The sequence below is a fragment of the Peterkaempfera podocarpi genome (assembly GCF_042466665.1).
GTDB classification, from domain to species: domain Bacteria; phylum Actinomycetota; class Actinomycetes; order Streptomycetales; family Streptomycetaceae; genus Peterkaempfera; species Peterkaempfera podocarpi.
The window spans coordinates 8,227,033-8,244,745 of the sequence record NZ_CP162102.1 but is presented as its reverse complement, the minus strand read 5'-3'; the positions used below and the strand labels follow the sequence as shown (position 1 = coordinate 8,244,745).

At 69.9% G+C, this 17,713-nt stretch carries 16 protein-coding genes and 1 pseudogene; 4 read left to right on the top strand and 13 right to left on the bottom strand.

All coding sequences use genetic code 11. The annotated features are described in order from the left end of the window. The first annotated feature begins 182 nt into the window (after positions 1 to 182). Entirely contained in the window at positions 183 to 743 is a 561-nt protein-coding gene (locus tag AB0761_RS35985; RefSeq protein ID WP_377273477.1) for a uridine kinase, read from the top strand. A 76-nt stretch (positions 744 to 819) separates the two neighbouring features. Here the strand turns inward: AB0761_RS35985 and AB0761_RS35980 are convergent, their stop codons facing one another. The 10 genes from AB0761_RS35980 to AB0761_RS35935 all read right to left on the bottom strand — a co-directional run bounded on the left by AB0761_RS35980 (position 820) and on the right by AB0761_RS35935 (position 10,967). Beyond that, positions 820 to 1,338 (bottom strand): hypothetical protein, encoded by a 519-nt coding sequence (locus AB0761_RS35980; RefSeq protein ID WP_377273476.1) that lies wholly within the window; start codon positions 1,336 to 1,338, stop codon positions 820 to 822. Next, the gene (locus tag AB0761_RS35975; RefSeq protein WP_377273475.1) at positions 1,335 to 2,093 is read right to left on the bottom strand and encodes a hypothetical protein; all 759 of its coding nucleotides are present in this window, start codon (positions 2,091 to 2,093) and stop codon (positions 1,335 to 1,337) included. Before AB0761_RS35975 ends, AB0761_RS35980 begins: the two co-directional genes overlap by 4 nt. 147 nt (positions 2,094 to 2,240) lie before the next feature. Beyond that, a complete protein-coding gene (locus AB0761_RS35970; RefSeq protein ID WP_377273474.1) occupies positions 2,241 to 3,170 on the bottom strand; it encodes an NAD(P)H-binding protein in 930 nt (309 codons plus the stop codon). A 694-nt stretch (positions 3,171 to 3,864) separates the two neighbouring features. Next, complete coding sequence (mgrA, locus tag AB0761_RS35965) at positions 3,865 to 4,857, bottom strand: L-glyceraldehyde 3-phosphate reductase (protein ID WP_377273473.1); 993 nt, start codon at positions 4,855 to 4,857, stop codon at positions 3,865 to 3,867. Positions 4,858 to 5,323: 466 nt separating this feature from the next. Beyond that, positions 5,324 to 6,091, bottom strand: coding sequence for an SDR family NAD(P)-dependent oxidoreductase (locus AB0761_RS35960; RefSeq protein WP_377274503.1), 768 nt, complete (start codon positions 6,089 to 6,091; stop codon positions 5,324 to 5,326). 563 nt (positions 6,092 to 6,654) lie between these two features. Then, positions 6,655 to 7,692, bottom strand: coding sequence for a DUF2891 domain-containing protein (locus tag AB0761_RS35955; RefSeq protein WP_377273471.1), 1,038 nt, complete (start codon positions 7,690 to 7,692; stop codon positions 6,655 to 6,657). Further along, positions 7,689 to 8,336 (bottom strand): pyroglutamyl-peptidase I, encoded by a 648-nt coding sequence (gene pcp, locus AB0761_RS35950; RefSeq protein WP_377273470.1) that lies wholly within the window; start codon positions 8,334 to 8,336, stop codon positions 7,689 to 7,691. Before pcp ends, AB0761_RS35955 begins: the two co-directional genes overlap by 4 nt. A gap of 32 nt (positions 8,337 to 8,368) precedes the next feature. Further along, complete coding sequence (locus AB0761_RS35945; protein ID WP_377273469.1) at positions 8,369 to 9,337, bottom strand: DUF979 domain-containing protein; 969 nt, start codon at positions 9,335 to 9,337, stop codon at positions 8,369 to 8,371. Continuing rightward, entirely contained in the window at positions 9,334 to 10,062 is a 729-nt protein-coding gene (locus AB0761_RS35940; RefSeq protein ID WP_377273468.1) for a DUF969 domain-containing protein, read from the bottom strand. Before AB0761_RS35940 ends, AB0761_RS35945 begins: the two co-directional genes overlap by 4 nt. A gap of 140 nt (positions 10,063 to 10,202) precedes the next feature. Then, on the bottom strand, positions 10,203 to 10,967 hold the full coding sequence (locus tag AB0761_RS35935) for a GntR family transcriptional regulator (protein WP_377273467.1): 765 nt from the start codon (positions 10,965 to 10,967) through the stop codon (positions 10,203 to 10,205). Positions 10,968 to 11,083: 116 nt separating this feature from the next. Here AB0761_RS35935 and AB0761_RS35930 point away from each other — a divergent pair, with 116 nt between their 5' ends. From AB0761_RS35930 to AB0761_RS35920, 3 genes and pseudogenes are all read left to right on the top strand, one after another. Next, positions 11,084 to 11,836 (top strand): LamB/YcsF family protein, encoded by a 753-nt coding sequence (locus AB0761_RS35930; protein ID WP_377273466.1) that lies wholly within the window; start codon positions 11,084 to 11,086, stop codon positions 11,834 to 11,836. 41 nt (positions 11,837 to 11,877) lie between these two features. Beyond that, entirely contained in the window at positions 11,878 to 12,501 is a 624-nt protein-coding gene (gene pxpB, locus AB0761_RS35925) for a 5-oxoprolinase subunit PxpB (protein WP_377274501.1), read from the top strand. Then, positions 12,498 to 13,369, top strand: a pseudogene (locus AB0761_RS35920) (biotin-dependent carboxyltransferase family protein). Before pxpB ends, AB0761_RS35920 begins: the two are co-directional and overlap by 4 nt. 263 nt (positions 13,370 to 13,632) lie before the next feature. Here the strand turns inward: AB0761_RS35920 and AB0761_RS35915 are convergent. The 3 genes from AB0761_RS35915 to AB0761_RS35905 all read right to left on the bottom strand — a co-directional run bounded on the left by AB0761_RS35915 (position 13,633) and on the right by AB0761_RS35905 (position 17,588). Beyond that, a complete protein-coding gene (locus AB0761_RS35915) occupies positions 13,633 to 14,751 on the bottom strand; it encodes a PP2C family protein-serine/threonine phosphatase (RefSeq protein ID WP_377273465.1) in 1,119 nt (372 codons plus the stop codon). 347 nt (positions 14,752 to 15,098) lie between these two features. After that, entirely contained in the window at positions 15,099 to 15,620 is a 522-nt protein-coding gene (locus AB0761_RS35910) for a GNAT family N-acetyltransferase (RefSeq protein WP_377273464.1), read from the bottom strand. 177 nt (positions 15,621 to 15,797) lie between these two features. Next, positions 15,798 to 17,588: a WD40 repeat domain-containing serine/threonine protein kinase gene (locus tag AB0761_RS35905; protein ID WP_377273463.1), complete on the bottom strand. Its 1,791-nt coding sequence runs from the start codon at positions 17,586 to 17,588 to the stop codon at positions 15,798 to 15,800. Between the last annotated feature and the right edge of the window lie 125 nt (positions 17,589 to 17,713).

Genomic DNA, 17,713 nt, shown 5'->3' with positions numbered 1-17,713 from the left:
AGGCACGTAAGGGCGCCCGATTGCGCCGGAAGCGATCAGGCAAGACGATTCACAAAGTCCCGGCCTCCGGCCAGTGAGACCAGTGGTTCGCCGGGAGGCGGTTGACACCCTGACCCGGGGTGGGCGATGAGCGCGGCTCCGCTGTGCGATCCTCGGGCTGTCGATGCGGAGAGGGGATCCAGGTGCTGCTGACGCTGACCGGCGGTGCAGGGGCAGGCAAGACAACGCTGGCGCACGCGCTGGCGTCGTCTGCGCCAAGGGGTCCGACAAGCGTCCTGCACGGCGACGACTACTACGTCACCGGGCCGGGGCGGGGCGTCTGGACACGCGATGAAGCCGGGGTTCCACGCCTGGACGTCGGGGATCCCCGCTCGGTGGATATCGAGCGGCTCAACGCCGACACAGACACCGCGCTCGCCCTCGCCCCCGTGGTGATCGTCGACGGTCTCTTCGCCCGCCGCGTCGCCCCGCAGTGGCCCGGCTTCCGCCTCGACATCTACGTTGATCTCCCGGCGGACCTCAGACTGGCCCGCAAGATCGAGCGCAAGTGCATCAGAGACGGCTTTCCCCTCGATGTCCTGCTGCGGAACTACGTGACGCACCGGCGAGACGCGCACGAGCTGCACATCGAGCCGCTCAGAGATGACTGCGACGTGATCACCGACGGGACCCTCAACCCGGACGTCCTGGCCGAGCGGATCTGGTCAGCCGTTGCCGCTCGGGAACTCAACCACAACTCCTGACAATTGCTCACCATGGGCACCGCCGGACGAGCACTGCGTTCGCCCACTGCTGTCCGAGGAAGCCGATGGCGGCGGTTCAACAGTTGGCCGCAAGCTGTGGGGGTGCCTCGCCGCCGAGCAGGGTGATCAGCTGGGCGAGGAGGGCGTCGAGCTCGCGGCCGACATCGGCGATCTGCGGGTTGTCGTAGCTGGTGAACAGCAGGCTGGGCTGGTCGACGGCGAGTCTGGTGTCGCCGCCGGGGTCGGCGTAGAGCAGGGTCCGCAGTGGCGCGTGCAGCATGGTCGACGGATCGTGGCGGCACATGCGTTCGGCGATGGTGTGATTGCCCATCAGGTACTGCGTCGCCTTCCACAGGGACGGCGATCCGGCCATGACGGCGGTGATGTCACTGCGGAAGTAACGCATGAATCCGTGCGGGGCGTTGATCTCCGCCAGCTCGAGGGTGGCCTGCCACGAGGCCATCTGGAAGAAGCGGGCGAGATCGACCTCTGGCACGAGGGTCTCGTAGTGCTCACGGGCGGCGTCGTACGGGTCCGGGAGCGCCACCACGAGCCGCCGGGCGGGATGGTCGACGACGGCGTTCTGTGTGGTCATGGCTGTGCCGGTTCCTGGCCGGCGCGGATCAGTTCGACGTCGTGGATGTCGAGGGTGATGGACAGCAGGTTGAGGTTGACGCTGTTGTCGGGGTTGCGGCGGAAGACCCGGCGGCGCGTGGCCACGAGCAGTCCGTCGAACATTCTGTGGCGGCTGGTGTAGTGACCCACCAGGGTGCTGCCGTTGACCTCAGCCACGTAGTCCATGCGGCGTTGCCTTCCGACGGTGTCGAAGTAGAACACCTGGTCAGGGTTGTGAGACGCGATCCGGGGTGGGAAGCGCACCTGCAGGCGCCGCCAGGTCTGGCCGGCTTCGTGCCACGGCTCGATTTCCTCGGCCCGCACATCCGGATAGGTGAACAGGAACGGAGTGGTGAAGTAGTTCCAGCATGCGTAGCCGAGGAAATAGCCGAGGTGGAGGGCGTCCCAGGGCGTGTTGCGCAGCATCCCTTTGAAGCTTGCCCGTGCAGGGGTGAGAGTCTCGACCGGCTCGCCTCCGAGGGTCTGCATGGTGACGCTGTCGGTGGCGGCGTCGAAGACCATCCGCTGGTCGGGGCGGGTGAACGGGGTGAACACGATGTGCTGTCCGACTGTGTCCAGTGTCAGGATCTGGTCGAACGTCCTGCCCGGGGGCCAGCCCTTCACCGCCCAGATCGGGCCGCCGATCGAGATGTCGATGCGCAGGCCGCGCAGGGTGTTCCAGAGTTCTTGGCCACCGGTCGTGGCGATGGCCAGATCAAGGAGTCCGTCGCCCATGGCCGGGTCCTTTCCGAGGCGGCTCCCGCGTGACAGCTCGACCAGGTGCCCGATGCGCGTCGGCGGCAGGCCCGCAGACCGTGGCCAGTGCCTGCGGCGACCGACCGGCAGCACAGAGCGTCGGACCTGACGTCCGGGGAGGCACCTTCAGCGGGTGAACTGGTCGTTGTTCTTGCGGACGTAATCGGCGATCCCTGACGCGGGCCGCCCGGTGACCTGTTCCACGCCGTCCGCCTTGCGGTCGTACCGGTTCTCCGCATGAAGGCGGGCCATGGTGGAGATGTGCTGGAAGACATGCTCCGGCAGCCCCACCGGCCTGAGGTCGTTGTCGATCCATTCCTGCAGTGGAACGTCCGTGTAGCTGACCGGTCGACCCAGGGCTGAGGAAACCTCCGCGGCCATAGCGGTGATGTCCTCCGAGCGGGGGCCGGTCAGTTCGTAGGTCCGGCCGATGTGCGGAGCGGGATCGGCCAGGATCTCCTCCACGACCGAGGCGACGTCGCCGGCCGCAACCGGGGAGGTCTTCGCCCGGCCGAGGGGCAGCCTGATGGTGTCGTCCTTGGCGATCGAGGAGAAGCCCACGGTGAAGATCGGGTTCTCCATGAATACCGTGGGCCTGATCTCCACGACCGGCAGGCCTGACCAGTCGAGAGCCTGCTCGACCAGCCACTGCTGCCGCTGCTGATGCGACTCGAAGGTGCTGGTGAGGTCCACCTCGGAGACGGTCAGCTGCGACACGTTCACCAACACTTCCAGCTGCCCGTACGCACGCGCGGCGGCCGCCGCCGTCAGGGCAGCCTGCAGATACTGCGCCGAGACGCCCATGCCGAAGTACATGCGGCCGCAGCCGGCCAGGGCGTCGACAACGTCAGCCGCACGCGTCAGGTCGCCCACGACGACCTCGGCGCCTGTGGCGCGCAGCGCCTGCGCCCGTTCGTCATCGCGATGCACCATGGCCCGGACGGGCAGGCGCCGGCGCCGAAGGCCTTCGACCACAGAACGCCCGACAGCGCCGACGCTGCCCGCAGCGCCGGTCACCAGAATGGGCAGCCCACTGGTTTCGGGGGTGCGGTCCATGGGGCCAGCGTGCCGCGCCCCCAGCCGGGGCGCAACCGAAGCCATCCGCCTCCCACCTCTGGTCGACAGGGGATCGGAGCACCTGGCCATCGGCCGGTCGGTACGCCTCGGGCGGCAACCCTCACCCCACATCCAGGCCGACGCCGACGAACCGGCCGATGCTGCACCCACGTCTGAGCGCCTGCCCTGGCGGGACGTGCCGCTGCTGGGCAGCACGCGCGCGACCGCGCACTGCCGGAACGAGATCCGCCTCCGCCCCCGGGGCCTTGGCCGACTTGGGCAACACCGCCCTCGGAACCGTCCGTCTCACCGGACGCACCAACATCGCTGCCGACTCCGCCACCACGCGCACAGGGCCACCCTGACCCTCTGCGCTCCGTTGGAGTCCCCAGCGGCGGGCGCCGGGACTGCGCCTACATGTCGCACTCGGGGTCGTCCGCAGCCACACGGTGTGGTCCGCCGTTCGCCGCGCTGTGGGAGGAGCATCAGGCCTCGGCGAGTCCCGATCTGCATCTGCTGCGCGGGCGATGGTGAAGACCTTCGCCGAAGCGGCAATGTCCGCTGACGCGGACACCTTGTACGCCGCCCACTACCCACGAAGTCCACGTGCCAGGGGCGGCTCGCGAGGCGGCGGCGCGGCAGCGGGAGGCGGGCAAACGGCTCACCGCCCGACCGCGGCCACCGCCCGGCGTTCTCATCCCTTCACGATCACGTCGATCCGCGCCAGCTCCTCCGGGTCGAAGTCCAGGTTGCGGATCGCGCCGACGCTGTCCTCGATCTGCCGCGGGCTGCTCGCCCCGAGCAGGGCGGAGGTCACCCGGCCTCCGCGCAGCACCCAGGCCAGGGCCAGCTGAGCCAGGGTCTGGCCGCGGGACTTGGCGACCTCGTCCAAGGAACGCAGACGGCCGACCAGGTCCCCGGTGACCGCGTCCGAGTTCAGGAAGGGGCTGTCGCTCGCCGCCCGGGAATCCTGGGGAATGCCGTCGAGGTAGCGGCCGGTGAGCAGGCCCTGCTCGAGCGGGGAGTACACGATGGAGCCGACCTGGAGTTCGTCCAGGGCGTCGAGCAGACCCTCGTCCTCGGGGCGGCGGTCGAGCATCGAGTAGCGCGGCTGGTGGATCAGGAGCGGGGTGCCGAGTTCGCCGAGGATGTGGGCGGCCTCGCGGGTCTCTTCCGCCGAGTAGTTGGAGACACCGACGTAGAGCGCCTTGCCCTGCTGGACCGCCGAGTGCAGGGCGCCCATCGTCTCCTCCAGCGGAGTCTCCGGGTCGGGGCGGTGCGAGTAGAAGATGTCGACGTAGTCCAGGCCCATGCGCTTCAGGCTCTGGTCGAGCGAGGACAGCAGGTACTTGCGCGAGCCCCATTCGCCGTACGGCCCGGGCCACATCAGATAGCCGGCCTTGGTGGAGATGACGAGTTCGTCTCGGTACGGCGTGAAGTCCGCCTTCAGGGCCTCGCCGAACGCGGATTCGGCGGCGCCGGGCGGCGGGCCGTAGTTGTTGGCGAGGTCGAAGTGGGTGACGCCGAGGTCGAAGGCACGGCGGAGGATGGCGCGCTGGGTCTCGACGGGCCGATCGGGCCCGAAGTTGTGCCACAGGCCGAGCGACAGTGCGGGGAGCTTCAGGCCGCTGCGTCCGGTGCGCCGGTAGGGCATCTCGGCGTAACGGTCGGGGTGTGCGGTGTACAACGCGACTCCAGAAGGTTGGCTCAGGGTCTTGCCTGGCGCCCGGGAGCCTGCGGCTCCGGGTGACCGCTCCCACTCTTCCCTCGGCGGCGGACAGCGGTCCAACAGAAGAATGTGATGGAACTCAGAGACCGTACTTCTCAATCAGCGCCCTCAAGGGAGCTCCGTCGCTCGATCCGCTGCAGCGTGCCCGGCGTGCCCGGCGTGCCGCACGATGCGCCGGTCCGAGAGGAGGTGGGGCTGGACTGCGATGCGCGAGATCGGTGACTCTCCGTGCCGACGTATCACCTCCCACGACGGCGCGCCGCGAACCCGGCCTACCTGCCCGCCCACGAACGACATCGGGAAACGGGGACGGGGCGGCGGTCCACGATCCCGACCGTTGAGCCTCCACATGGTCAATGCTCCCCACCGGAGCGCTCGGCGAAGTCACCGTCGGCCGGTTGAGCATCGCATTGCGCTTCCTCGGTCAGAGCCAGCCACCGTCGGCCTGGACGGTCCGGCCGGTGATGAACGAGGCATCGTCCGACACGAGGAACGAGACGACTGCGGCGATCTCGGCAGGCCGGGCCATCCTCCCGAGCGAACTGGAAGTGCGGATAACGGTGTTGAAGTCCGCGTCGACATCGGGGTGGACGTAATGAGAGGCCGCATGGTCGGACATGTCGGTAACGGTCCCGCCGGGTGCGACGGCGTTGATGGTGATGCCACGCCGGCCGAGTTCGGGGCTGAGGTTGAGTGCGATGCACTCGACGGCGGCCTTGCTCGATGCGTAGAGGGCATGGTGGAAGACCGCCTTGTGAGCACTTGCCGATGACGTCAGGACGACCCTCCCTCCTTCGCGCATGTGGCGTACCGCGTTCTGTACGGCGAAGAACTGGCCTCGGGTGTTGACCGCGAAGATCCGGTCGAAGTCGGCGGGGGTGACGGTGTCAAGCTCACCGAAGTGTTCGATTCCGGCGTTGCTGGCCAAGATGTCGAGTCCGCCGAGAGCGTCGGCGGCCTCATCGGCCAGCCGCTTGATCTGGTCCGGATCGCTGACGTCTGCCTTGATCGCGACTGCGCGGCGGCCAGTGCCGCTGATCTCGGCGGTGAGTGCTTCGGCAGCGTCGCTGCTGCTCCGGTAGTTGATCGCTACGTCGGCCCCGTCGGAGGCGAGCCTGCGGGCCACGGCCGCGCCGATCCCACGGGCGCCACCAGTGACCAGGGCCTTCTTGCCTGACAGCTTTCCGTTCATCGGTCGTGTCCTGTCAGCGGGAGATTCGGCGGTCCTGTCGAATGCGCCCTGCGCGGTGTCCGGGGCAAGGAGTCCGTGGCAGCGGATGACACGCCGCGCGCACGGAGGCGCGTGAGCGGGCTGCCGTGGCCGTCCGCATCGCGTGGGCGTCTGCCTGTCGACCACCGCGCCATCAGCGTCAGAATCTCGCGGCCCGGACACGGGCGCCACTCGGTGAACCGGTTGGCCCCTAGCGGCACGGCCCACCGTGTCGGCTCCAGGATGAGCCAGGTCAGCGGCACAGACCGGTGGCCGCGAACCAACGGTTGGTCAGCTGTCGGCGCCGGCCACACCTCATCGCCTGGGCGGCAGGCGGCGCCCGCACAACGGCAGTTGTACATACCCGTGGCTTGTCACGCCGTGGAAGAGCGGGAGAAGCACGCACATCACGAGCGCGGCCACGGGAGTCGTCATGCCGCCGCATCGGCGCCTGGGGCCCTGTGCCGTCTCTGACCCGGTCTGTTCGCCGGGTCCGCACGGCAGGGCCGCAGGCGCCGAAGGTGGGCGCGCTCACACGGAGCGGTTCATCCGCAGGACAGCGGCTCGTCCAGAGCGAGGACGGCAAAGGTGGCAAGCCAGTGGTCGGTGGTGAAGTCGCCGGAGTCGGTGGCTGGGAGGGCGACTGCCAGATGAGCTTCGGCTGCGGCCGCCAGTCCGGGGATTCGCCGGTCGTCCGCCGGCAGCCCCGCGGCGATGCCGTGGAAGGCCGCGGCCCGGCTGAGGGAGAGGCCGATGAGGTGGCCGATCTGCGGGTCGGTGGGGTCGGAGACGACGGGCGGCTCGAACGGCGTCCCGTCGCGCAGCGGCTCGGAGAGGCCCGGCAGGAACCGTGACAGCCACGCGGCGAAGTGCTCCCGCGTGAGGATGCGCCGCATGGCGTCGGCCTCGGTGAGGGAGGGCGAGAGGAAGTCCTGCCCGGAGGGCTCCCAGTGCACCGGCGCCGTGTGGTCCTCGGCGAACCAGCGGTGGAGGGCGGCGGTGACCGGTTCGAGGAGTTCCGGGTGGCCGGCCTGCTCGGCGCTGTCCAGCACCAGCCCCAGCGCGAAGGCACTGTTGCTGTGGACACCGTGCCGGACGGGATAGGTGGCCTTGCCGAGCCAGTTCTGAAGCAGATCCGCAACGGCCGCGGTGGCAGGGGCCAGGGCATCGGACCAGCGGCTCCCGGCGGCATCGCCCAGGGCCCGGCACTCGGCGGCGAGGGCCAGCAGCCAGGCCCAGCCGTAGGGGCGTTCGAAGGAGGGGTGGCTGCGGAGGTAGTCCGCCTCGGCGGCGACGTTCGCGGGCGTCAGATGGGCGTCGAGCGTGGCGACGCCAGCGGCGGTGTCGAACCGGGTGCCGTACCGCCGCAGCAGACGGACCAGCAGCCAGTGCATGTGCACCGAGGAGTGCCAGTCGTATGCGCCGTAGAAGGCGGGGTGGCGGGTGCTGGGCGGCAGCAGCTCGTCCGGGCCCTGCAGCAGATGGGTCGGGAAGTACGGGTAGGGGCGGGTCACATTGGCGACGGCCAGGTCGGCGTAGGCCTGGGCCCGGCCGGCGAGGACGTCCTGCGCTGCGGTGCTCAATGCGTCGCACCCCCCGCCACGGCGAGGTCGGCGCCGGTGTGGGCCACCGCCGTGGCCACGATCTCCCGCAGTGCGTCGGCGACGGTGGTCACCGGCAGGGACGGCTTCCCGCTCGCGACCACCTGCTCGGGGGCGAACGGCACATGCACAAACCCGCCGCGCAGGTCCGGCCGCTCGGTGGCAATGAGATGCGCCAGCCCGTAGGCGACGTGGTTGCAGACGAAGGTGCCGGCGGTCTGCGAGACCGAGGCCGGCACCCCCGCCGCCCGTACCGCCGCGACGCAGGCCTTGACCGGAAGCGACGCGAAGTAGGCGGCCGGGCCGCCCGGGACGACGGGGGTGTCGACGGGCTGCCGACCCGCGTTGTCGGGGATGCGGGCGTCGTCGACGTTGATCGCGACCCGCTCGACGGTGATGTCGGGACGTCCCCCTGCCTGACCTACGCAGACCACCAGCTCCGGGGCGGTCTCCTCGACCGCCGTGCGCAGCTCCTCGATGGCGGTGCCGAACACGCAGCTCAGCCGCACCGCCGTGATCTCCGTGCCGGGCGGCGGGGCGGCGGCGAGCAGGGCCACGGCCTCCCAGGAGGGATTGACGAGATCGTCGCCGAAGGGTTCGAAGCCGGTGAGCAGGACCCGGGTCATGGGTGCATCTCCGATCAAGGAGGGGGCGGGGGTCAGAAGGCGAAGAACGAGATGATCGCCACGTTGCAGACAAGCAGCGCGCCTGCGGTGGGGATCTGCGCCTTGATCGGGCCGTACTGGTCCTTGAGTTCCAGCAGCGCCGCCGGGACCAGGTTGAAGTTGGCGGCCATGGGTGTGGTGAGCGTGCCGCAGAAGCCTGCGAGCAGGCCGACAGCGAGCACCACAGCCGGGTTGCCGTGCATCTGCTCGATCAGGATCGGCCAGCCGATGGCCGCGGTCATCACCGGGAACGCGGCGAAGGCGTTGCCCATGATGACGGTGAACAGGGCCATGCCGATGCAGTACACCGCGACGGCCACGTACTTGCTGTCGTGCGGCAGCAGCGAGTCGGTGATCTTGCCGACCTGGGTGCCGACGCCGGCGGCCTGGAAGATCGAGCCGAGTACGGCCAGCAGCTGCGGGAGCAGCAGCGCCCAGCCCATGGACTCCAGCATGCTGCGGCCGGCGTGCAGCGGGACGGTTGCCCGGGGCTCGCGGACCACCAGCATTCCGACGCCCAGGGCGACGATCGCGCCGATGCCCAGGCCCAGGATGGTCTCGCTGCCGGCCTGCAGGACCGGCGTGCCGCCGATGCTCCACTTCTTCACCAGGGAGGCGCAGATGACCGCCACGACCGGAATGGTGAGCGCCGGAATGAAGATCTTGTTGCCGAGCCGGGCGGCGGTTGCGGTGCGCTGCTCGGGGGTGGTGGTTCGGGGGGTGCCGCGGCCGGTGAGGCCGAGGCCACCGAGGCAGACCATGGCGAGGACGGCGACGCCGAGGGGCTCGGCGGGTGCGCTGCCGTCGACCACCCAGGTGCTGTAGACGAAGGCGGCGCCGAGCAGACCCCAGAAGGCGGCGGTGCCCAGCCGCTTGGGGTTGGTGCGGTCGGTTGCCATCTGCGCGGCCATGGCGAGGAAGACCGCGCCCACCAGCCAGTAGAACCACTCGGCCTTGATCACTTGGACACCTCCGGGGCGCGGGTGCCTGCGGCGTCGAGTTCGACGGCGGCGGCGAGCAGGTCACGTTCGATCGTGCGGTCCAGACGCAGCAGTCGGAAACCGTGGATGAGGAAGGCGCAGACGGCGCTGGGTATCGCCCACAGCGCGAGCTGCAGCGGCTCCAGTTCGGTGTGGTATGTGGAGTTGACGAAGCCGGTGATGAGCAGGATCGAGCCGATCGCCAGGAAGCAGTCCTCGCCGAAGAACAGGCCGATGGTGTCGGCGCTGGCGGCGTACGAGCGGACCTTCTCGCGGACCCGGTCGGGCAGCGGTCGCCCGTCGTTGCTGCGTTCCGCGGCGGCCTCGGCCATGGGGGCCACCATGGGGCGGACGCTCTGCGCCGGGCCGCCGATGCTGGTGAGGCCGACGGCTGCGGTCAGCTGACGCAGAAGCAGGTAGATGGCGAGGAACCGGCCGGTGGTGAGCTTGTTCAGCCTGCCGATCAGGGTGCGGGCCTGCTCCTGCAGGCCGTTGCGCTCCAGCAGGCCGATGACCGGCAGGGTGATGACGAAGATGGTCACCGAACGGCTGGAGGCGAAGCCGCTGCCGAAGGCCGCGAGGACCTCGACCGGGGACAGCTTGCCCAGCAGTCCGGTGACGATACCGGCGACCCCCACCACCAGGAGGGGGTTGCGGCGCGTGGCGAATCCGAGGATCACCACGAGCACGCCGAGGAGAACGATCATGCGTCGGCCTTCCGCGCACAGGACCTCACCAAGGGCGTGAGGAGGTTGGGGTGGAGGCTAGACGATCGTTCAACAATCCCACAAGAGCCGTTTCCCGGAGTTCGGTGCCCGGACGCGCCGCTGAGCGTCCGGCGCCGACCTCAACTCCCGGACACCATCTGGGCGTAGGCCTCGATCAGCTGCCGGCGCGAATCCTGCAGATAGGTGGCGAGCAGCCGCTCGGCACCCAGGGGGTCGCCCCCGGCGAGGGCTGCGAGGATCTCCCGGTTACGGGTCAGATACGGCTCATGGAACCGGCGCGCATCGTTCATCATGTGGAACGCGAGCCGCAGTTCGGCCAGGACTCCACGCATCAGCTCGTCCGTGCGGGAGCTGCCCGCCAGCCCGGCGATCGCCTGGTGGAAGTGGATGTTGGCCGTGGCGCACTCCGGCCACAGGCCTGCCGCAGCCGCCTGCTCCCCCGCCACCACCGCCGACTCCACCGGGCCGAGCGCCGGCCCGGGTGCACCCTGCGGACGCCCGGCGGCAGACGTGACCGTGGGGTCGGCGAGACCGCGCAGCGCGCCGCACTCGATCAGCCGGCGCACCCGGTAGATGTCGGCGAGGTCCTCGACCGTGAGCACCCGCACCCGGACACCCCGGTTGAGCTGGTGCACCAGCAGCCGTTCATGGGTGAGCAGGCGGAAGGCCTCTCGCAGGGTGTTGCGGGAGATCCCCAGGGCCCCACCGATGTTCTCCTCGGAGAGCCGCGCCCCGGGCTGGAAGAAGCCCTCGGCGATCCGGGTGCGCAGGATGTCCGCGACCCGGTCCGCGGTGCTGGCCCGCCCCAGCAGCACGCGGTCCGCCGCAAGTCCGGATGCGGACGCATCACCCTGCGCAAGCCGCCCCTCGACCTCAAGCTCCATCAGCCTCAGCCCTCCACCATGTCCGTGCGCAATGTCTTGCGGCAGTCAACCCGCACTTGCACGACAAGGCAACATCCCTCTTGTCTAATTGTTGAACAATCCTCTAGGTTGCTCGAATGATCGATCTCAACGCCGACCTCGGTGAGGGCTTCGACCGCTGGAGCCTCACCGACGACGAGGCCCTGCTGTCCGTCGTCAGCAGCGCCAACGTCGCCTGCGGCTACCACGCCGGGGACCCCGCCACGATGCGCCGGGTCTGCACGCTCGCCGCCGAGCGCGGCGTCACCATCGGCGCCCACGTCTCCTACCGCGACCTGGCCGGCTTCGGCCGCCGAGCGATGGACGTTCCGGCCGACGAACTGGCCGCCGAGGTCGCCTACCAGATCGGCGCACTGCAGGTCTTCGCCCGGGCCGCCGGCGCAGCCGTCGCCTATGTCAAGCCGCACGGCGCGCTCTACAACCGCACGGTCCACGACGCCGAGCAGGCCGCCGCGGTCATCGAGGGCATCCGGCTCGCCGACCCCGCGCTGCCGGTGCTCGGCCTGCCCGGCTCACAACTGCTGGCCGCCGCCGGGCGCAGCGGCAGCACCGGCATTCCCGAAGCCTTCGCCGACCGTGCCTACACCCCCGCCGGAACCCTGGTCAGCAGGCGGGAGGCCGGAGCCCTGGTCACCGACCCGGACGCGGTGACCGCCCGCTCGGTCGACCTCGCCCGGGACCACGAGGTCACCGCGATCGACGGGACCCGGATCGCCATGTCGGCCCGCTCACTGTGCCTGCACGGCGACACCCCCGGCGCCGCCCGGCTCGCCCGATGGATCCGCGACGCCCTGGAGACGGCCGGCGTGCAGGTGAAGGCGTTCGCATGAGCACACCGGCAGCGCCTCCGGACGGCGGGCAGCCGCTCCGGATGCAGATCCTGCCCGCGGGCCGGCACGCCCTGCTGGTCGAACTCGCCACCGCCGAGGAGGCGGAGGCCTTCCACGCCGAACTGCTGCGCCGCCGGGCCGCGCAGACGCTGCCGCCGGTACGGGAGATCGTCCCCGGCGCCCGTACGGTGCTGCTCGACGGCGTCGACGACCCCCGCGGGCTCGCCGCCGAACTCATCCGATGGCGGATCCCTCCACTGACGCGTGCCGACCAGGACGCGATCGAGATCCCGGTGCGCTACGACGGACCCGACCTCGCCGACGTGGCAGCCCTGTGGGGCGTGCCGGAGGAACAGGTCGCGGTGGTCCACTCGGCGGCGGAGTTCCGGGTCGCGTTCTGCGGCTTCGCCCCCGGCTTCGGCTATCTCACCGGACTCGGCGAACGTCACCACGTCCCACGCCGCAGCACCCCCCGTACCCGGGTCCCGGCCGGGGCGGTCGCGCTGGCCGGCCCCTACACAGGTGTCTACCCCCGCTCGTCCCCGGGCGGCTGGCAGCTCATCGGCAGCACCGACGTCGCACTGTGGAATCCCCACCGCGAGCCCGCCGCCCTGTTCGCCCCGGGCACCCGGGTGCGGTTCGTACCCCTGCGGGAGGCGTCGTGAGCAGCCCGCAGCCGACCACCGTCGAAGTGGTCCGCGCCGGAGCCCTCACCACCGTCCAGGACCTCGGCCGCCCCGGCCACGCCCACCTCGGCGTACCGCACTCCGGCGCCCTGGACCAGCCCGCCCACCGGCTCGCCAACCGCCTGGTCGGCAACCCCGAGCACACCGCCACCCTGGAAACCACCCTCAACGGCTGTGCACTGCGCCCGAGCCGGACAGTGACCGCGGTGGTGGCCGGGGCTCCCTGCCCGGTCACCGTGGACGGCCGTCCCGCGGCCTGGGGAGCACCGGTGCGGGTACCGGCCGGCGCGGTACTGCAGCTGGGCACCGTCACCGCCGGGGTCCGGTCATACGTGGCACTCACGGGCGGTGTGGCCGTCACTCCTGTCCTGGGCAGCCGCTCCACCGACCTGCTGTCCGGCCTCGGCCCCGCACCTCTCACCGACGGGACGGTACTGCCGCTCGGCACCCCGACCGCCATCGGTGTCATCGGCGCGGACGTGCTGCCCTGGCCCGGACCGCCCAAGGATCTCGTACTGCCGGTGGTGCTCGGTCCCCGCGACTCGTGGTTCGCTCCGGACGCCCCCCGGGCCCTGGCCGGCGGCGCCTACCGGGTCTCCGCCACCAGCAACCGGATCGGGCTGCGCATCGACGGCCCGCCGCTGACACGCATACGGCACAGCGAACTGCCGAGCGAGGGCGTCGTCCTGGGTGCCGTCCAGGTGCCGCCGGACGGCAAGCCCTCGTCTTCCTCGCCGACCACCCCACCACCGGCGGCTACCCGGTGATCGGGGTGGTACCCGAACCCGCCCTCGCCGCAGCGGCCCAGGCTCCCCCGGGAACACCGGTCCGCTTCATCCCCGTGTGACGCCGCAGACTGCCGGCCCCGGCGCCCCTTCGACTCCGCCGGCCCGGTGCACCGGCCGCCCGTGCCGGAGAAGCAGGTCCGGCGGGCGCCGGTGCCGCAGGGCTGTCAGGAATGCAGGCATGCAGGAATGCAGGAATGCCAGGTGACCGGTGGAGGGGGCGTCATGGGTTCGCTGCCTTCCGGCTTCCGACAGCATGGCCGCGGGCCGGTCCTTCGGGCGGCGCCGTCATGGCCGCCGGCGAGATGGCGAGATGGCGATTCCATCAGAGGTCCGAGCGCCGCCGGCTCGCGCTTGTCGGGTCTGCGGTGCAGGTGACAGCCAGCAGCGCCATGTCATCGGCTCTCCGGCCGTCGGTGTGCTGGTACACGTCGGCAAGCAGGGCATCAAGGAGCGCATCCGGGGTGGGATACCGCTGTCCCGTGAACCTGCCGACGGGGTTGTAGAAGGTGCCGGTCGCATTCCGGGCTTCGGTGAGTCCATCGGTGTAGAGCAGCAGACTGGCCCCTTCGGGGAACGCGAACGTGTCGACGCACTCAGCGTCTGACCCAAGAGCAGCCAGTCCCAGTGGCAGGGCCGGCCGACGGGGCTCGACGTACTGCACGGTCTCCCCCAGGAACAGCAGAGGCGGCGGGTGCCCGCGGTTCACCAACCGGACCTCGTCTCCCCGCTGAGGGAATTCCGCCAGCACGGCTGTGACGAACCCTTCGGCCTCGGTCAGGCTCCCCGACTGCTGAGCCATGAGAACGAGGGCCCGCTCCAGCCGCTCCGCAAGACCGGTCAGGCTGGGCTCCTGCAGGGCAGCCTCTCGGAACGTCCCGATGGCGACCACGACCGCCCTGATCGCGCCCGTCCCCTTGCCGCGCACATCGCCGATCATGCAGCGCACGCCGTAAGGAGTATCGACCACCGCGTAGAGGTCCCCACCGATCTGCGCATCCGTCTGAGCGGCCTCATAGCGTGCGGCGAAGCGCAGCGGACCGATTCTCGCCGGCGGTTGCGGCAGCACGGCACGCTGAGCAGCGGCGGCAATATCGCGCACCGACTGGAGCTTCACCTCCTGGTGGTACAAGAGGCGATTGAGGAGGGCCCCGATCCCGGTCACCGTCGCGACCATGGCCAGCTCGCTGAATGCGATCGCGCTGCGGCGATAGCCGAAATACCAAAACATGGCCCAGTCGAGGACGAGTGCGCTCACCCCGGTGAGGACGGTCCCGCGCAGCGAAAGCAGGGGTGCAGCCACCAGGATCGCAGCCGTGTACAAGGCCGCTGCGCTGACGGTGCGCGGCGTGGCGAAGTCCACCGACACGGCGAAGAGCAGCAGGACGGCCGGCAGCAGGCGGCTCCCTTTCCCGACCCGCTTCCCCACTCCCAGCCTTGCCACCTGCTGCTCCCGACATCGACTGGGCTCCCGGCCAGCTCAGGCTAACTGCCGGACCGGCCGCCCCTCAGCTCCGCCTCACCCGGATCATCCCCACCGCGCCCCACCACGCAGTGGCCGTCACCCAGCCGGGGTACGTCAGGTCTCCTGGGCCTGGGCCATCGACGTAGGCCATGTCCGGTCTCAACAGCGTCGGCGGCCAGCTCCGCGGGGCCGTACACCGTTGCCGACGAGATCAACCCTCGACGACCGGGCGGACCAGCAGGCACCGACGATCAGCAACAGGACGGCGATGGCCTGCGGCGGGTCGCGCAGACCCCGACACTCCCGCGAGACCGCCGCCGCCCCCATCACTCCGACGACAGCTCGAACACCCGTACTCGCCGACCCCCGGTGGGATTGACGGTCTCACGGACCGGATGCATCCCGAGTTTGGTCATGATCCGCTCGGAGGCGTCGTTGCCCACTTGAGCGATGCTGACGATCCGCTCCAGCCCGCGGTCTTCGAACCCGAACCGCACAGCAGCTCTCGCGGCCTCGGTAGCCAGGCCCTGCCCCCAGTGGGAACGTCCCAACCGCCAGCCGACCTCAACCGCCGGCAGTACCTCTGGCAAGAAGTCGGGCACCGAAAGGCCGGTGAACCCCGCCAGCTCGCCAGTGGACCGGATCTCCACGGCGAACAGGCCGAAGCCCTGTGACTCCCACTCGCGCTCCCATGCCTGGATTCCGCCGCGAGTCTGCTGTTCGTCACGGACGCTGCCGTCACGGATCCACCGCATGACCTCGGGGTCGGCATTGACGGCAGCCATGGGCGCAACGTCTTCCTCACGCCAGCGACGCAGGATCAAACGGGGAGTCTCAAGCACGACCATCCGAACATCCTGGACCACATATGCGCTCTCCGTCATCCTCACCAGGAGCTTTCGATACACGCCGTGGATGAACAGTTCCGTTGCGGTGCTCCGACGGAAGTCGGGTGAGCTGGGCATGAGCGAGCGCGTCAACGCCCGTTTCCCCCGCTCAGCGTCATCGTTTGCCGGCCCGGGCTGTCACTCGGCGTCGTGCCAGAGTCGAATGAGCCTGCCCTCCATGGAGGCGGCGATGGTTCTGCCGTCCGGCCCGAACGCAATCGATCTGACCTCGTGAAGTCCGATCCTTACAACGGCAACCCTGCCGGTCGCGAGGTCATATCGGTAGTACTCACCGCTGCCACCTGCGGCGACGGTCATGCCGTCGGGGCTGAACACCGCCGACCAATGGACCTTGACCTCAGGGCGGTCGGGGAGACCGACGGGAACAGGATGATCGGATGCGACATCCCACAAGGAAATGCCTCCCTCGGATCCACCGGCGACGGCCAGCATCCTGCCGTCGGGGCTGAACGCGGCAATGCTGATGACGCCGCCCGGATGCGTGAGGGTGCCGACGCGGGTGCCGGTGGTGACGTCCCACACGGATGAAGCGCCACCGATGCCGCCGACTGCCAGCATCCTGCCGTCGGGGCCGAACCTGAGGGTTCTGATCGCGTACATGGCGCTGGTCTTCAACGTGGCGGTCCGAAGACCGGTGCCGGTGTCCCACAGTCCCACCCCGCTGTTGGTGGACACCGCCAGCGTCCTGCCGTCGGGGCTCAGCGCGATTGCGCTCGGGTGACTGGCTTTCACTCTCCGGGCGGCTTCGCGGTCGCCGGTGGTGAGGTCCCACAGCCAGACCGCCTTACCGGCGCCTGCCAGGGTCCTGCCGTCAGCACTGAACACGAGTGGATCCACTGGATTGACCTGGCCGAGCAGGTGGGCTGCCTGGCCGGTGGCGAGGTCCCACAGATGCAGGTTGTTGTTGTCCGCGCTGGCCAGCCTTCTGCCGTCGGGGCTGAGCGCGACGGTGCGCATCCTCTTCGTCGTCGAGAACGGCGGCGTCAGGGTGATCGGTCCGGAGGCATGCCGAAATTCAGGGGGCATCGTTGTGTCCGGGATGGTCGCCGCGGTACCAGGCGCCGTGCCCGTGGTGCCGAAGTGCATCGTTGGTGCGCCGATCTTCATCAGCGTCAGCGCCTGTGCTACCGACGGGCGTCGGCTCGGATCCTTCTCGGTCAGTGCCTGGATGAGTGGTGCCAGGCGGCCGGCGCGCACCATCGCGGGCAGCGGCTTGACCAGGATGGCAGTGACGGTGCCGGTCCTGGTGTCCTTGGCGAACGGCGAGTAGCCTTCCACCGCTTCGAACAGGGTCACGCCGAGGCTGAACAGGTCGGAGGGCGGGGCCCCGGACTCGCCCTCGTGGCGCTCCGGTGCCATGTACGGCGTGGAGCCGATGATCATCCCGGTCTGGGTCAGGCTGCCGTCGGCGCTGTTCTTGGCGATTCCGAAGTCGGTCAGCAGTGCCCGCCCGTCTCCGTCGTTGATCATGATGTTGAGCGGCTTCACGTCCCGGTGCACGATCCCGGCGTCGTGGGCGAAGCCGAGGGCCGAGAGCATCTGCTCGGCGAGCGCGGCCACCGCGTCCAGCGGCATCGGCCCGGACTGCAACAGCCCGGCCAGTGAGCGACCGCGCACGAACTGCATCACCGTCCATGGCACGCCATGCTCGATCACGACGTCATAGACGGTGACGATGTTGGGGTGGTCGGCCAGGGCCGCCGCATTGCGCCCCTCGTGCACAGCCCGCGCCACCAACTCCTCGCGCTGGATCGGGGGGATCAGATCAAGGGATACCTCCTTGATCGCGACCGTCCGGTTCAGCCGGGCGTCACGTCCCTCCCAGACCGCGCCCATGCCGCCGGAAGCGAGCCGCTCGACGAGCAGATAGCGTCCACCGCCGATCTCACCCCGCGCCGCATGCGGCATCAGATCAACCCCTCCTCCTGCGTCCAAGATCCGTGCGTGACAACGGACCTGAACACCCTCCCGATTGCACTCTAGGTCACGATCGACAACGGAAGTGGAGGAACCCGGTGCCCCGGTAGACCACC

Coding starts and splice junctions, on each gene's coding strand:
- AB0761_RS35980 (WP_377273476.1), bottom strand. CDS start 1,338: ATGACCACACAGAACGCCGTCGTCGACCATCCCGCCCGGCGGCTCGTG.
- AB0761_RS35975 (WP_377273475.1), bottom strand. CDS start 2,093: ATGGGCGACGGACTCCTTGATCTGGCCATCGCCACGACCGGTGGCCAA.
- AB0761_RS35970 (WP_377273474.1), bottom strand. CDS start 3,170: ATGGACCGCACCCCCGAAACCAGTGGGCTGCCCATTCTGGTGACCGGC.
- AB0761_RS35960 (WP_377274503.1), bottom strand. CDS start 6,091: ATGAACGGAAAGCTGTCAGGCAAGAAGGCCCTGGTCACTGGTGGCGCC.
- pcp (WP_377273470.1), bottom strand. CDS start 8,336: ATGACCCGGGTCCTGCTCACCGGCTTCGAACCCTTCGGCGACGATCTC.
- AB0761_RS35940 (WP_377273468.1), bottom strand. CDS start 10,062: ATGATCGTTCTCCTCGGCGTGCTCGTGGTGATCCTCGGATTCGCCACG.
- AB0761_RS35935 (WP_377273467.1), bottom strand. CDS start 10,967: ATGGAGCTTGAGGTCGAGGGGCGGCTTGCGCAGGGTGATGCGTCCGCA.
- AB0761_RS35930 (WP_377273466.1), top strand. CDS start 11,084: ATGATCGATCTCAACGCCGACCTCGGTGAGGGCTTCGACCGCTGGAGC.
- pxpB (WP_377274501.1), top strand. CDS start 11,878: ATGCAGATCCTGCCCGCGGGCCGGCACGCCCTGCTGGTCGAACTCGCC.
- AB0761_RS35910 (WP_377273464.1), bottom strand. CDS start 15,620: ATGGTCGTGCTTGAGACTCCCCGTTTGATCCTGCGTCGCTGGCGTGAG.
- AB0761_RS35905 (WP_377273463.1), bottom strand. CDS start 17,588: ATGCCGCATGCGGCGCGGGGTGAGATCGGCGGTGGACGCTATCTGCTC.